Origin of the sequence: Vaginella massiliensis (assembly GCF_900089075.1) — a bacterium.
Taxonomy (GTDB): Bacteria; Bacteroidota; Bacteroidia; order Flavobacteriales; family Weeksellaceae; genus Weeksella; species Weeksella massiliensis_A.
Map to the genome: position 1 here is coordinate 1 of NZ_LT593747.1, position 14,750 is coordinate 14,750.

The 14,750-nt window shown below is 39.8% G+C and carries 12 protein-coding genes and 1 rRNA gene; 5 read left to right on the forward strand and 8 right to left on the reverse strand.

Going from position 1 to position 14,750, the window contains the following annotated elements; all coding sequences use genetic code 11:
- The first annotated feature begins 248 nt into the window (after positions 1-248).
- Positions 249-356 (forward strand): 5S ribosomal RNA (gene rrf / locus BN8061_RS07355).
- 136 nt (positions 357-492) lie between these two features.
- Here the strand turns inward: rrf and BN8061_RS07360 are convergent.
- The 7 genes from BN8061_RS07360 to BN8061_RS07390 form a co-directional block, all read right to left on the reverse strand.
- Entirely contained in the window at positions 493-1,143 is a 651-nt protein-coding gene (locus BN8061_RS07360; RefSeq protein WP_068598015.1) for a YggS family pyridoxal phosphate-dependent enzyme, read from the reverse strand.
- A gap of 3 nt (positions 1,144-1,146) precedes the next feature.
- A complete protein-coding gene (locus tag BN8061_RS07365; protein ID WP_068598017.1) occupies positions 1,147-2,391 on the reverse strand; it encodes a DUF1015 domain-containing protein in 1,245 nt (414 codons plus the stop codon).
- A 5-nt stretch (positions 2,392-2,396) separates the two neighbouring features.
- A complete protein-coding gene (locus BN8061_RS07370) occupies positions 2,397-3,347 on the reverse strand; it encodes a D-2-hydroxyacid dehydrogenase (protein WP_068598019.1) in 951 nt (316 codons plus the stop codon).
- 75 nt (positions 3,348-3,422) lie between these two features.
- Positions 3,423-4,493 carry a 3-phosphoserine/phosphohydroxythreonine transaminase gene (gene serC, locus BN8061_RS07375; RefSeq protein ID WP_068599459.1) on the reverse strand — a complete coding sequence of 357 codons (1,071 nt, stop codon included), beginning with the start codon at positions 4,491-4,493 and terminating at the stop codon, positions 3,423-3,425.
- Between the two features lie 147 nt (positions 4,494-4,640).
- A complete protein-coding gene (locus BN8061_RS07380; RefSeq protein ID WP_068598021.1) occupies positions 4,641-5,900 on the reverse strand; it encodes an aminotransferase class I/II-fold pyridoxal phosphate-dependent enzyme in 1,260 nt (419 codons plus the stop codon).
- An 89-nt stretch (positions 5,901-5,989) separates the two neighbouring features.
- Entirely contained in the window at positions 5,990-7,027 is a 1,038-nt protein-coding gene (locus tag BN8061_RS07385; RefSeq protein ID WP_068598023.1) for a PLP-dependent cysteine synthase family protein, read from the reverse strand.
- Positions 7,028-7,167: 140 nt separating this feature from the next.
- Positions 7,168-8,310, reverse strand: a complete 1,143-nt coding sequence (locus tag BN8061_RS07390; RefSeq protein ID WP_068598025.1) for a GlmU family protein — start codon at positions 8,308-8,310, stop codon at positions 7,168-7,170.
- Between the two features lie 130 nt (positions 8,311-8,440).
- Here BN8061_RS07390 and aroB point away from each other — a divergent pair, with 130 nt between their 5' ends.
- Together aroB and msrB are read left to right on the forward strand one after the other, a co-directional pair.
- Positions 8,441-9,508, forward strand: a complete 1,068-nt coding sequence (gene aroB / locus BN8061_RS07395) for a 3-dehydroquinate synthase (protein ID WP_094745908.1) — start codon at positions 8,441-8,443, stop codon at positions 9,506-9,508.
- 22 nt (positions 9,509-9,530) lie between these two features.
- On the forward strand, positions 9,531-9,953 hold the full coding sequence (gene msrB / locus BN8061_RS07400; RefSeq protein WP_068598027.1) for a peptide-methionine (R)-S-oxide reductase MsrB: 423 nt from the start codon (positions 9,531-9,533) through the stop codon (positions 9,951-9,953).
- Positions 9,954-9,982: 29 nt separating this feature from the next.
- Here the strand turns inward: msrB and BN8061_RS07405 are convergent, their stop codons facing one another.
- Entirely contained in the window at positions 9,983-11,356 is a 1,374-nt protein-coding gene (locus tag BN8061_RS07405) for an NAD-dependent succinate-semialdehyde dehydrogenase (RefSeq protein ID WP_068598028.1), read from the reverse strand.
- 206 nt (positions 11,357-11,562) lie between these two features.
- Here BN8061_RS07405 and BN8061_RS07410 point away from each other — a divergent pair, with 206 nt between their 5' ends.
- Together BN8061_RS07410 and BN8061_RS07415 are read left to right on the forward strand one after the other, a co-directional pair.
- Positions 11,563-14,343 carry a T9SS type A sorting domain-containing protein gene (locus BN8061_RS07410; RefSeq protein ID WP_068598030.1) on the forward strand — a complete coding sequence of 927 codons (2,781 nt, stop codon included), beginning with the start codon at positions 11,563-11,565 and terminating at the stop codon, positions 14,341-14,343.
- A 62-nt stretch (positions 14,344-14,405) separates the two neighbouring features.
- Positions 14,406-14,645: a hypothetical protein gene (locus BN8061_RS07415; RefSeq protein ID WP_068598033.1), complete on the forward strand. Its 240-nt coding sequence runs from the start codon at positions 14,406-14,408 to the stop codon at positions 14,643-14,645.
- The last annotated feature ends 105 nt before the right edge of the window (positions 14,646-14,750 follow it).

Sequence of the window (14,750 nt, forward strand, 5' to 3'; positions counted from 1 at the left end):
CACGTTGATAGGCTATAGATGTAAAGGCAGCGATGTCATAGTCGAGTAGTACTAATTACCCATAGACTTTTTTCAACAACGATTAAGAATCAATCAATCAAAATCAAACAAACACAGCTAAGTGCTAGGCGTTGTTAATCTTTCTTGTGTAAGTAAAAAAGCGAAATCAAAAAACCGAAAAAAACTGTTAACCTATAGCATCGACCAGTAGAAGTCAAAAAAAATACGCTTAGAGAAGCGTACAATCTTAGGGTGACTATAGCGAAAGGGCTCACCTCTTCCCATTCCGAACAGAGAAGTTAAGCCTTTCAGCGCCGATGGTACTGCAACTGCGGGAGAGTAGGTCGTCGCCAGTCTTTTTAACCAAATCCTCAACTACCAACAGTTGAGGATTTTTTTTTGAAGAAAAGTGAAAGCGGTTAGTTATTAGCTGTTAGCTTTCAATTTTCACCTCTTACCTTTCACCTTTCAACTTATAACTCTTAACTTATTTCAACCTCTTACCCCAAATATTGCACTTCCGATTCTTACCATTGTGCTTCCTTCTTCTATGGCGAGGTGATAATCGCCACTCATCCCCATCGATAAGATTTCTAAATCGTTATAATAGACTTTAAGTCGATCAAAATTGGATTTTAAGTTGCTGAATTCTTTTCGAATTTGATTTTCATCTTCGGTAAAAGTAGCCATTCCCATCAGTCCAACAATTTTTACGTTGGGTAGGTTTTTGATTTCGTTTGCAAGAATGTTTTCGATTTCATCGGCATTCAAACCAAATTTTGTGTCTTCCTCTGCAATGTATTGTTGCAAAAGACAAGGAATAGTTCGGTTGTGTTTGGCAGCCTGTTTGTTTATTTCTTTCAGAAGTTTTAGGCTATCAACGCCATGTATTAGCGACACAAATTCTGCCATATATTTCACCTTGTTGGTCTGCACATGACCAATCATATGCCACTGTATATCTTTGGGTAGAACGTCGTATTTCTCTACCATTTCTTGAATTTTATTCTCCCCAAAAATTCGTTGTCCTGCGTCGTAGGCTTCTTGTATGGTCGCTGCTGATTTCGTTTTGGATACCGCAACCAGTTGTACTTGTGCTGGTAATTGATTTAATATTTGTTCTAAATTATCTTTGATCGACATTTCTTAATCTTTTAGGTCAAAAATTGCAAATCCGCTCAACGGTTTTGGTTCGATGTAGGTGCTTTTTGGCGGCATAGTAAGATTCATATCGGCTATCAATTGTAAATCGTTGACACTCACTGGGTAGAAAGAAAATGCCACTTTAGCTTTGCCCTGATCCACTTTGTTTTTCAGCAATTCTACTCCGCGTATATCGCCCGTTCCTCTTTGGTAGAGGATACGTTTGTCATTCCTAGAATCGGTAATGTTGAAGATAGGTTGCAGAATGGTTTGTTCGAAAATATAAGTGTCTAATTCTCTAAGCCCCTCTTCGGTCAGTGCATTATTTTTTACGTATAAATTGTAAAATTTTCCATCGAGGTACATCACGATATGATGTTTTTTGTTCGGATAGATTGGTTGCTCATCTCTTTCGATAACATCGAAATTTTCTTCCAATTTATTGAAAAATTCTTCGTTACTATACCCATTGAGATCGGTGATCATTCGATTATAATCTTTGATGATGAGATCGTTGTTCGAGACCAGCATCGCCAAGGTATAATGGAAGCTTTCGTTGCCCATTGCTTCGTCTCCCACCTGCGTTTCGATTGATTTGGTGTATTTCTCCGAGCTTTCCATTCGGTGATGACCATCGGCAATATAAAGACTTTCTAAATTCGATATTGATTCTTTTATTTGGCTCAATATAAGGCGTTTATCTACCTTCCACAACATATGTAAGGCACCGTTTTCTTCTTGAATTTTCAGTGTTGGCGTTTTCTTGATTTCGTTATCGACCAACAAATCTATGCGTTGGGTAGGCTTGTAAGTCAACAAAACTGGCTCTGCATGAAAGTGCGTGTTCAACAAATAGTCGGTAAACATGTCTACGCGATCTTGCAGGGTTTGTTCGTGTTTTTTGATTTTATTGTTGCGATAATCCTTTATATTGACCAATCCTAATAATCCTTTGGTGGTGATGCCGTTGGGTTTGATCAATTGATAGATATAAATCGATGATTTGTCTCGAGCGATTACCTTGTTCGACAGGTCTTGCTCTAGATTTTCTCTTACTTTTTTGTAACGTGTTTCGTGATCGATGCTATCGTCCCACGTTGGTTGGATGATGTGCAAGAACGAATGAGGCCTTGTTTTGATGTACTCTTGGATTTGTTCTTTGGAATAATGGTCTACATTTTTGGTAACAAAATCCTGAGCGGTCTCTTTGTTCGGTCTTAATCCGCGGAATGGTAGGAAATTTGGCATCTTATTTATTTTTGATAAAATTCTATAATCTGAGACGCCAATTCTGTTCCGATTCTATCTTGTGCTTCTTGGGTAGATCCTGCAATATGCGGACTCAGTGAAAGGTTTTGGTTCATGAGCAATCCCATTTCAGGAGTTGGTTCGTTTTCGAATACATCCAAAGCAGCACCCAAAACTTTTCCTTCTTCAATTGCATCAACCAAAGCTTTTTCGTCTACCACACCACCACGAGAGGTGTTGATGATGACCACGCCATCTTTCATTCGGGCAATTTCGTCTTTCCCAATGATGTAACTCTTTTGCGAAGGAACGTGAATTGTGATATAATTCGAATTTTCTATCACGTCTTCTAAGGTGGTAGACGTGATTTCAAAATTTAATTTTTGCCCATCATAGAAATTTAGCTCGATAGTTTTGGTTACGGGTTCTATATTGAAGACTTTTACGCTCATCCCCAATCCTAATGCGATTTTGACTACTTCGATACCAATGCGTCCAAAACCAATTACACCCAATGTTTTTCCTCTCAATTCAAATGCATTTGCATAGGCTTTTTTCAAACCTTTGAAGTTAGAATCACCCTCCAATGGCATTGCTCTATTGGATTGGTGCAAATTGCGAACAATGCTCAGCAAATGTGCGAACACAAACTCTGCAACCGAAATAGACGAAGACGCCGGCGTATTGATGACCAAAATGCCTTTGTTTTGTGCATATTCTACATCGATATTATCCATTCCAACGCCACCACGCCCGATAATTTTCAGGTTGGTTTTGTCAATTAAATCCTGACGCACCTTGGTCGCAGAACGCACCAACAAAACTTCGATGTCGTTTTTGTTGATATAATTTGCCAATTGTTCTTGTGCTACGGTTGTGGTATCTACCGTAAATCCTTTTATTTCTAAAGCTGTTTGACCCGATTTTGAAATTCCGTCGTTCGCTAATATTTTCATGCTTTGTTTAATGTAAACTCTTCAATAAGTTAGTACTATAGTATGATGACAATCCATGTGGTGGAATGCCAAAAATTATCCAAATTTTTGCTCGAATTGTTTCATTACTTCTACCAAAACCTGTACAGATTCTAGTGGTAATGCGTTGTACATAGAGGCTCGATATCCGCCAACATCGCGATGTCCAGCTAACGAGACAATTCCGGCTTCTTTCAACATGACATCAAAATCTGCTTTCAGTTCTTCGTTGTTCAAGACAAAAGTTGCGTTCATTTGCGAACGGTCTTCTACGGCTGCAGTTCCAGTAAACAATGCATTTCGATCGATTTCAGAATACATTGTTTCTGCTTTTGCAGTATTTATTTTCGCAATAGCGTCTACGCCACCTTGTTCTTTCAACCATTGTAGATTCAGCATCACCCCATAGATGGCAATTACAGGCCAGGTGTTGAATGAAGATTCTTTTTTGATGTGCACCTCATAATTCAGATAATCTGGAATGTTGCGACCTGTTTTGCCTAATAAGTCTTTTTGGACTATGGCTACAGCAGAACCAGCAGGTCCCATATTTTTTTGAGCTCCAGCATAGATTAAACCAAATTTTGATACGTCGACTTTTTTCGATAAAATATCAGAAGACATATCGCAAACAAGCGGAACTTCGGTCGAAGGAAACGCTTTCATCTGCGTACCAAAGATTGTGTTGTTCGAAGTGCAATGGAAATAATCTGCATCGGTTGGAATCTGATAGTCTTTTGGAATGTAGTTATAATTTTTGTCTTTCGACGAGGCTACAACTTCGATTTCACCAAATCGCTTGGCTTCTTTTATAGCATTCTCTGCCCATTTTCCGGTTTGTAGGTAAGCTGCTTTTCCTCCCTCTTTCAAGAAATTCAACGCCACTACCGGAAATTGCAACGAAGCACCGCCCTGCATAAAAACGACGTCGTGCGATTCTGGTACATTCATCAACTCTTTTACCAAAGCTCTTGCGGTATCGATGATTTCTACCGCATCTTTTCTACGGTGTGATATTTCTAATATCGAGGTGCCTGAGTTGTTGAAATCTATACAGGCAGCCGCCATTTTATCGAAAACAACTTGCGGTAGGATACAAGGTCCTGCAGAGAAATTGTGAATTTTCATGGTGTTGTTTATGTTTTTCTGATTGTTTAATGAATTGTGATTCAAATATAATGAATTCTCATGCGTAATGAAAGCGAGCATGGCTGAATTAATTCACAAAAAGAAGCCTTCAATTGTTGAAGGCTTTATTGTTTTGATATTTTAATATTAGTATTGAATAAAATCGATGTTCAATTCGTCGGCTTTGCGTTTGTAATAGCCTTCTTCTAATTTTCCACGGATTTCGGCAAACGAATTCAGCGTGTATTCGATGTGCTCATCTTCGTGTGCTGCGGTCGGAATTATTCTAAAAATAATCATTCCTTTCGGGATTACAGGATAGACCACAACCGAGACAAAAATTCCATATTCTTCACGCATTTCTTTTGCCAAAAGTGTTGCTTCGATTGGTGAACCATTCAAGACGATTGGCGTAACGCAAGTGTTAGAACCTCCGATGTCGAAGCCGCGTTCTTTCAAACCGTTTTGGATTTTGTTTACGTTGTGCCATAGTTTTTCTTTCAGTTCGGGTTTAGAACGTAAGAGTTCCAATCTTTTCAATCCTCCGATTACCATTGGCATTGTAAGCGATTTTGCAAAAATCTGTGAGCGTAGATTGTATTTCAAGATTCTGATGATATCTTTATCACCAGCAATAAACGCTCCAAAACCAGCCATAGATTTGGCAAAGGTAGAGAAATAGATATCGATTTTGTCTTGGCATCCTTGCTCTTCGCCTGCACCTGCACCAGTTTTACCCAAGGTTCCGAATCCGTGTGCGTCGTCTACCAAAAGGCGGAATTTGTATTCGTCTTTGTATGCCGCAATTTCTTTCAAGATCCCTTGTTTACCAGTCATCCCGAAAACTCCTTCTGTGATTACCAAAACGCCTCCGTTTTGCTTATCTGCTAAAGTTTTTGCTCGTTTGATGATTTTCTCGAAACTCTCGATGTTGTTGTGTTGGAAAATGAAGCGTTTTCCGAAGTGTAAACGTACGCCATCTACGATGCAAGCATGACACTCGGCGTCGTAAACAATCACATCATTTTTCGATACCAAAGCATCTATGGTAGAAACCATTCCTTGGTAACCAAAGTTCATCAGGTAAGCTGCTTCTTTTTGCACGAATTCTGCTAATTCGTTTTCCAACTGCGCATGATAGTCTGTTTGCCCAGACATTGCTCGAGCTCCCATTGGATAAGCCATACCGTATTCTGCGGCTGCATCTGCGTCTGCTTTTCTCACTTCCGGATGGTTGGCTAGACCTAAGTAGTTGTTGATAGACCATGTAATTACCTTTTTACCTTGGAATTCCATTACTGGTCCAATTTCTCCCTTCAGTTGCGGAAAAACGTAGTACCCTTCACCATAATCAGCAAATTGTCCTAATGGCCCTGGGTTTTGTCTTAATCGTTCAAAAATATCCATTTCTTTAAGTTGTTTTATAATGGAAAAAAGTAGACAATTGCGTTTTGTCTACTTTATTTTCCGTTATTATGCGTTGTTCAATATAATCATTATTTTATAAAATCTACAGTGGCACGAGATTCCAATCCGTTCAGTTTACTGTTGCAGAATCCTTGCTCTTGCATCCATTCGTCGCTGTAGACCTTGGTAATGTAACGCGAGCCGTGATCTGGGAAAAGAATTACAACATGCGAATTTTCATCGAACATGCCTTGTTCTGCTAATTGTTTATAGGCTTGTGTTGCTGCTCCTGAAGTGTAACCTGGCATGATTCCTTCTTTCAGGGCTATTTCTCTTGTGCGGTACGCAGCCTCTTCGTCGGTAACTTTCACAAATTGATCGATGATCGAAAAGTCTAAAGCTCCTGGAACCAAATTTTTCCCCATCCCTTCGATGCGATAGGGATAGATTTCGTTCGGGTCTACCTCTTGTGTTTCGTGATATTTTTTCAAGATCGAGCCGTAGGCATCAACTCCAATGATTTTCACATTTGGGTTTTGTTCTTTCAAAAATTGGGCAGATCCAGATAGCGTTCCGCCTGTACCACAACAGCCGATCAGATGCGTTATTTTACCTTCGGTTTGCTCCCAAATTTCTGGACCAGTTGTCAAATAATGCGCTTCTGTATTGGCAAGGTTGAAATATTGATTGATGTAAATCGAGTTGGGCGTTTCGGCTGCGATGCGTTTAGCTACTTCATAATACGACCGAGGATCGTCTGCAGGCACGTTTGCCGGGCATACGAATACCTTAGCACCTAAAGCTTTGAGGTATGAAATTTTCTCTGCCTTGGTCTTGTCAGATACCGCTAAAATACACTTATAGCCTTTTACTATACTGACCATTGCTACACTAAATCCTGTATTACCAGATGTAGTTTCAACTATGGTAGAACCAGGTTTCAATAAACCTTTTTTTTCTGCTTCTTCTATGATATGTAAAGCAATCCTATCTTTTGTTGAATGGCCCGGATTATAACATTCTAATTTGGCATAAGCCTCACCTGGAATGTTTTGGTTAATATTGTTTAGTCGAACTAATGGTGTGTTACCAACAAGTTCCAAAACATTGTTATACTTACCAGTCATTTCAAATTATTGTTTTATACAAACTGCAAATTTAAGAACTTTTTAATAATCTTAATCCTTTTTTTTATCAGTTCAAGCTTTTATAATTTTAATAATGTTGCTTATGAGCCCATTAATTTAATGAAATTATTTTAATAATATTAAATATTTTCGTACAAATGTTTCAAAATTGCTCGATCTGCTTCGGATAGTCGCAATCCTCTGCGTTGCATCATGCGATCGGCAGCCTCGTAAGCCTTGTCCAACTGAAAGGTCGGAGAATCTTTTTTTCCGCCCCAAGTAAACGATTTTATGTTGGTTGGCGGGAAACCAGACTCGAAAACATTGGCACAAACGCCAACCACTGTTCCAGTATTGAATTGGGTATTGATCGCCGATTTTGAATGATCGCCCATGAGCAAACCACAAAATTGCAAACCAGTATCGATATGCCGATTTTGCGAATAATTCCAAACTTTCACCGAAGAATAATTGTTTTTTAGGTTCGAGTTGTTGGTGTCTGCGCCCAAATTGCACCATTCGCCAATCACCGAATTCCCCAAGAATCCATCGTGTCCTTTATTGGAATAACCCATCAAAATGGCATTGTTCACCTCGCCGCCAACTTTACAGTGTGGGCCAATGGTTGTAGCAGAATAAATCTTAGCACCCATATTCAATTTGGCGTGGTCACAAAGTGCCAGACTTCCTCTGACCAAAGCACCTTCCATGATTTCGGCGTCTTTCCCAATGTAGATCGGACCGTTTTTGGCGTTGAGCGTAGCAAATTCTACAACCGCTCCTTCTTCTATAAAAATATTTTCGGGACAAAGTACCTGATTGGTAGAAGAAATGGGGTGAGATTCTCGCCCATTTGTCAGTAATTCGAAATCGAATTTGATCGCCATATCGTTGTAGGTAAACAAATCCCACGGATATTGAATGTGCGTAATATCGCCTTCGAAATCGATTTTTTCTGTGTAATCATCCAGCGATTTACCTCTTACCGCAACGAGTTTTTCTTGCCAATACAGCGCTTCTTGCGGTTTCAGGTCGAATACGGTGGCTACCAACGCATGCGTTACAAAATAGCAGGGATTCACAAATAGATTATCCTCTGCCAGATTGTGAGGAAATTTTACTTGTAAATAGTCTTGGGTTAAATATTCGACAGTTGAATTCGACAGTTTTTCCCAACGTTCCCCAAAGGTCAAAATTCCCATACGCAGCTCGCCTACAGGCTTGGTAAACGTCAATGGATAAAGTTGCTCACGCTCTACACCATCAAATAAAATGATCTTCATTAGCGTTTTTTAAATTTTGAAGCAAAAGTAACTAAACTTCTACATTTTAAAGTTAAATTTAGAAATAATTTAGGCGGTAAAAACGCTACAAATGTTACGAAATCGATATATTTGGGTATAAAATTGTACTGTGACCAACGCACCCATTATTTTCGAAAATCCTTTGAGGTATCTGCACGATTTTCTCAACCGTCGCGACTATTCCAAAATATTTGTTTTGGTCGATGAAAATACCTCGCAACATTGCCTTCCTTTGCTTCTCGAGCATTTGCCCGATTTTTCTTTGCAACGTATAGAAATTTTGGCAGGAGAAGAGTTCAAAACCATCGAGACGGTTTGTCGCGTTTGGGATTTTCTGAGCAAATCCAAAGCAGATCGCAACGCGCTTCTGATCAATCTTGGCGGTGGCATGGTGACCGATTTGGGCGGTTTTGTGGCGTCTACATTCAAAAGAGGAATCGATTTTATCAACATTCCTACCACGCTTTTGGCAATGGTCGATGCGTCGGCTGGTGGTAAAAATGGAGTTGATTTCGATGGTTTGAAAAATCAGGTTGGAACTTTTACGCAGCCAGAAATGGTGCTCATCGAGCCAAGTTTTCTTTTTACACTTGATCAGCGACAGCTGCTGTCTGGATTGGCCGAAATGTTGAAACACGGCTTGATTGCCGATGCTCATCATTGGAACAATTTGATTCGGTTGGAGGTTTATAATGCCGAAACTTTGAAAAAGCATATTCGAGATTCGGTCGAAATAAAATTGAAAATCGTTGAAGAAGATCCGCACGAAAAAGGACTGCGAAAAATATTGAATTTTGGACATACCGTAGGGCATGCCATCGAAAGCGAATTTTTACAAAGCTCGAATGCCTTGTTGCATGGCGAAGCGATTGTGATCGGGATGATGATAGAAGCGGTGATGAGTTGTCAGCAGAATTTGATTTCGGACGAGGAACTGAAACTTATTTTAGACGGTTTTGCAAAAATTTATTCGCATCAGACTGTGCTTCGCGAAGAAGATATTCCTAAGTTTTTGCGTTGGATGCAACACGACAAAAAAAATAGATTACACGAACTCAGGTTCAGTTTGCTACAAAAAATTGGCGAAGCGTGCTTTGATGTTAAGGCTGATGAAAATATGCTTAGAAAAGCCATAACCGCCTATAATGCCTATGTGGCACCAAACCATTTGCATTGATTTTTTCATAAAACATTAGACAATGAATAATAAAGAAAACAAACAATTTCGGGTACAAAAAAGCAAAGAAGAGTGGCAACAACAATTGTCGCCAGACCAATACGCCGTGTTGCGAGAGGCAGCTACCGAACGCCCTTTTACGGGCAAATACAATATGCATTTCGAAAATGGCGTTTACCGATGTGCTGGTTGCGGAACCGCATTATTCGATTCAGACTCCAAATTCGATTCGCATTGTGGCTGGCCAAGTTTCGATAAAGAAATACAAAAAGGAACGATTGTAGAAAAGTTGGATCGCTCGCACAACATGATTCGCATGGAAATCCTTTGCGGAACCTGTGGCGGACATCTCGGGCATGTCTTCAACGATGGTCCTACCGCAACAGGCTTGCGTTATTGTGTGAATTCTCTTTCGTTGGATTTTGAACCAGATGAAAAAAATTAAACCGTCGGTGAGCGACGGTTTATTTTTTTTTATTTATCGAGCATGAAAATCAATTTCTTGTTCACAAACTCTTCTATTCCAGCCTTTGATAGTTCTCTTCCGTAACCCGATTTTTTGGTTCCGCCGAAAGGCAATTCTTCGCTCGAAGAAACTTGTTTGTTGATGTAGACCATGCCCGATTCTATTTTTCGAGCAATCGCCTGGGCTTTTTCCAAATCTTCGGTGTAGATCGAGGCGCCTAAGCCGTAGCTGGTGTCATTTGCTAATTTTATGGCATCTTCTATCTCACTGAATTTGAACAAACAGACCACCGGGCCAAAAATTTCTTCGTCGTAGGCTGGCGAGCCAGGCTTGATATTTTCTAATACGGTGGGCGCAAGAAAATACCCTTTGTCGTACAATTTTTTTCCGCCAATGCAAACTTCGACACCTTTGTTTTTCGATTGTTCAATCTGGTCGATCAAGGTTTCCAAGGCAGCTTTAGAGCTTACGGGCCCCATCTGGGTATCTTCCTCCATCGGATTTCCTACCTTCATCGATTCGATGTAGTCGATCAAGCGTTTTTTATAATTGTCGTAGATCGACTCGTGAACAATGATGCGTTTCGATGAAGTACATGCTTGCCCTGCATTGCGCAGTCGGCCGTTGATGGTTCCGCTCATCACTTTCTCCATATCAGCATCTTCGAGTACGAGCATCGGGTCTGATCCGCCTAATTCTAAAACCGATTTTTTGATGTGTTTCCCAGCGATTTCTGCAACCGAAGCGCCAGCTGCATCAGATCCTGTGAGAGATACGCCTTTGATGATTGGATTTTCGATGATTTGCCCAACCTCTTTGCCCGCTATCAAGATGTTTTGGTAAAGTCCTTTGGGAGCATTCGCCGCCGCAAACATCTCGTCGAAAGCTTTGCCACATCTCGGAATGTTGGACGCGGTTTTCATGATAATGGTGTTGCCTGCCATGATGTTTGGAGCTACAAATCGAGCGATCTGTGAGAATGGGAAATTCCAAGGCATCACACCCAAGAGGACGCCAATAGGCTCAGAAACCACGTAGGCGGTTCCTTTTTCGGTTGCGACATCGTAGGCTTGTAAAAATTGTTCGGCATGCTGGGCATAATACTCGAAAATATTGGCAGAATACCGTACTTCGATGATGGATTCTTTGAGTGGTTTTCCCATTTCGCGCGTGATGAGTTCGGCGTATTGGTCTAGGTTTTGTCGCATGGCATTGGCAACGCCTAGTGCTACTTTTTTACGCTCTGCCATCGAGGTCCAACGCCATTGCTGAAAACATTGCTCTGCGTCTTCTAAAAATTGTTGAATTGCCGCAGGCGAATGAGATTCGAAACTGATTTCTATTTCTTCGGTATAAGGATTAATGGATTGAATTGTTGCCATTGTTGCTATAAAAATAATATTGTACAGCAAAGTTCAGAAATTAAAATTACTTAGAAGTTATGTTTGAAGAGAGATTTAGAAAAGTCGTTGATAATTCTATTGTTATCAAAATGTTATGAATGCGTTTTAGTATGGTATAGGTGTTTTTGATGTAGGAATATATAGTAAATTTGTACCGTAAAATAATAAACTAAAATTTGAAATTCATGAGAAAATTTTACATGATCAATTGGATGATTCTCCTGATGGGATTGATCTCCACGACCGCATTTGGGCAGGGTGTAGCCTATGAAGGAAATTTTAATAATCAAGAAGGAGCAGGTGGTTCCTACAAGGAAAATTTAGTAATAAAATTAGAAGGGCAAAATTGGTTTGCCTCTTCAGCTTATTATAGTTCTGAAGAATTCAGACTTGGTCATAATAAAACTTCTACTATACCAAGTAAATTTGGTTTATCAAGTGAAGGTTCTTCAATCGAAATGCAATGGGATATTGAAAATGTTAAAGCCTTCAAGATTGGTGCAGGTCGTACCTATGGTACCGTGGATAATTGGCATATATTCGAGTCTACTGATGCAGGGTTATCATGGAAATCTGTATCTACTGGTAAAGACTTAACAGCAATTCAATATACTGCTTCAACACCTAAGACTGCAAGATATGCATTAGTAATTACAGGATCAAAAAATCCTCGATTGGTATTGACTACAGTTCAAATTCTCGATCAAGTTGTCAACCAACCGCCGGTGATTACTACAGAGTCTACGACTATAAATGGTGTGTTTGGTGGTAGTTTGTCTTTTGCAGTAGAAGCAATCAACGACCCAACGTCTTGGACGGCTACCAATTTGCCAACGGGTATCACCTTCGACAATGGTGTTTTCTCTGGAACATACCAAGCAGTAGGGAACTTTACCACCACTGTAACTGCTACGAATGCTTACGGTTCAGACAGCAAAGATTTCACTTTTGTGGTGAGTGAGCAACCAGAAGCTTCAGGTTGTTTCGAAGAAAGATTCGATGACATCACTGCAGGTAATAACACTACTACCTCTGGATCTAGTTCAGCTTGGGGAGGAAATGTAAATTTCCCAATAACTAATGCAGCTTATCAAGCAGGTGGAGCGGTGAAATTAGGAACTGGTAGTAAAACAGGAAGTATCGAGTCTAAGGTATTGAGTGATATAGCTGGTGATGTAAAGGTTACTTTTGATGTAAAAGGTTGGACCAACATAGAAGGAGAAATGATAGTTACCTTAGGTGGGCAATCGCAAACCGTAGCATACGAAGCTAAAATAGCTGATAACTTCGAGACTGTTACCCTTGACTTCTCTAATGTAGCAGCAAATTCTACATTAAAATTTGAAACCACAGCAAAACGTGCTTTCTTAGACAATATCCTGGTATGTAACTCAAATCCTCTGGTAACAGAAACCATTTGGGACGGAACTTCATGGTCTAATGGTGAACCAAACAGCAACGTAAATGCGATATTAGAAGCATCTTACGAAGAAGATTTGACTGCAAAAACCCTTACAGTAGTAGAATCTGCAGAGGTATTGGTACCAGCAGGCGTTACTTACAATGTTGTAGGAGATGTTAACGTAGAAGGATCGTTGACTTTTGCAGACGGAGCTTATTTGATACAACAAGACGATGCAGCGGTAAATACAGGTAACATCGCTTTCTTGAAACAAGTAAACAATCTATTCCGTATAGATGTTGTATTATTCTCATCTCCAGTAGCTGAGCAAAAAGTACAAGAAGTTGCACCATTGACTCATCAAAATGATTTCTTCGTTTACAACGAGGCAAATGATGATTGGGACAATATTCCAGCTGCACAAGTTGCAAACAAAACAATCGGAGTTGCAGAGTCGGTATTGGTTCGTGCACCACGTACAGCATTATACTACCAAGGTAACGAATCTTCACCTACCACAACAGATCATACATTCAAAGGAGCTATAAACAACGGTACCATCACCAAATCGGTAACCAAAAACGGGTCAGGTTACAATTCGGTAGGAAATCCTTACGGATCTGCGCTTAACTTAGACGCTTTCTTTGCCGATAACGATAATGTAAATTCGGTTCATATCTGGACGCATCAGTACCACGTACCAGCTGCAGGAGGAAAATATGCAGCAAGTAACTGGGTAGCGAGAAACAGAACAGGATCTTCTGTATCTAGTACCCCATTATTGAATGCAGACGATCTATCGGTTGGTCAAGGATTCTTTGTACAAGTAGAAGGTGCAGGTACTATCGAATTCAACAATGGTCAACGTTCGAACGCTGCAACGACTTTACTAAAAGCGAAAGCCAACAGATATTGGTTAGGTTTAGCGAAAGAAGACGTAAAATTGAACACCATGTTGATCGGTTATGTAGACGGTGCTACAAACGGATTCGACGCTGGTTACGATGCTAAAAACGTAGACAACGCACCATCGTTCATCTACTCAATCATCGAAAATCAATACTACGTAATCGATGGTAGAGCTGCAGATTTCTCACAAGACGATGTTGTAAAGTTGGTATTCAAAGCAGAAGAAGCGACTACTTATACTATTGATTTAGCTGCTGCAGAAGGAATTTTTGCTGACGATCAAAAAGTATATTTACACGACAAATTGACTCAAACGGTTCATGATTTGGCAACGCCATACACTTTCGAATCGTTGGCTGGTGAATTTGCAGATCGTTTCGAGGTAATTTACACCAACAGAAACTTAGGTGTTAACGACCTTACAAACGCTAAAGATGTGGTGATCTATACCAACAACAACACTGTAATGGTAGAATCTAAAAACGCTGAAATCGTTTCTGTCGAAGTATTCGATGTACAAGGGCGAAAAGTATTGGCAGACTACCATGTAAACACAAAAACTTATCAAGTTGCTACAGCTGCCAAAGGAGTTTTGGTTGTAAAAGTAGAAACAGCTAATGGTAAAGTAGAAACTAAAAAAGTAATTAGAAAATAATAATTCATCATTGGTGTGCTTAGATGATGCATTTAGGCACATCTTTTTATAAATATCGTATTATGAAAAAAATTAAACTGAACATTTTGCTGATGTTAGGTCTTTTCATTGGTAACACGGTGACAGGTTTTGGTCAAATAACTTTTTTCGAATCAACTCAAAAAGAAGAAGTTCAAGTTGCTGAAAATCCTGCCGAACCTCCAACCGATGAAGTTCCAATCAACGATTTTTTACCATTGTTGATCTTGGGTGGAGTAGCAGTAGCTTACTACAATCGTAAGCGTCTTGCAACCGTTAAATAAAAGATTGTTCATCACAAAAAATAAAAGAAGCCGTCTCACAACTGAGGCGGTTTTTTTATATAAATAATGGATTGATTATTAGGTGGTTAATATAGAATTCACTAT

Excerpts from the sequence above, each read along its gene's own strand:
- BN8061_RS07360 (WP_068598015.1), bottom strand. The coding sequence starts at position 1,143 with ATGTCGATCAAAGATAATTTAGAACAAATATTAAATCAATTACCAGCA.
- BN8061_RS07365 (WP_068598017.1), bottom strand. The coding sequence starts at position 2,391 with ATGCCAAATTTCCTACCATTCCGCGGATTAAGACCGAACAAAGAGACC.
- BN8061_RS07370 (WP_068598019.1), bottom strand. The coding sequence starts at position 3,347 with ATGAAAATATTAGCGAACGACGGAATTTCAAAATCGGGTCAAACAGCT.
- serC (WP_068599459.1), bottom strand. The coding sequence starts at position 4,493 with ATGAAAATTCACAATTTCTCTGCAGGACCTTGTATCCTACCGCAAGTT.
- BN8061_RS07380 (WP_068598021.1), bottom strand. The coding sequence starts at position 5,900 with ATGGATATTTTTGAACGATTAAGACAAAACCCAGGGCCATTAGGACAA.
- BN8061_RS07385 (WP_068598023.1), bottom strand. The coding sequence starts at position 7,027 with ATGACTGGTAAGTATAACAATGTTTTGGAACTTGTTGGTAACACACCA.
- BN8061_RS07390 (WP_068598025.1), bottom strand. The coding sequence starts at position 8,310 with ATGAAGATCATTTTATTTGATGGTGTAGAGCGTGAGCAACTTTATCCA.
- msrB (WP_068598027.1), top strand. The coding sequence starts at position 9,531 with ATGAATAATAAAGAAAACAAACAATTTCGGGTACAAAAAAGCAAAGAA.
- BN8061_RS07405 (WP_068598028.1), bottom strand. The coding sequence starts at position 11,356 with ATGGCAACAATTCAATCCATTAATCCTTATACCGAAGAAATAGAAATC.
- BN8061_RS07410 (WP_068598030.1), top strand. The coding sequence starts at position 11,563 with ATGAGAAAATTTTACATGATCAATTGGATGATTCTCCTGATGGGATTG.
- BN8061_RS07415 (WP_068598033.1), top strand. The coding sequence starts at position 14,406 with ATGAAAAAAATTAAACTGAACATTTTGCTGATGTTAGGTCTTTTCATT.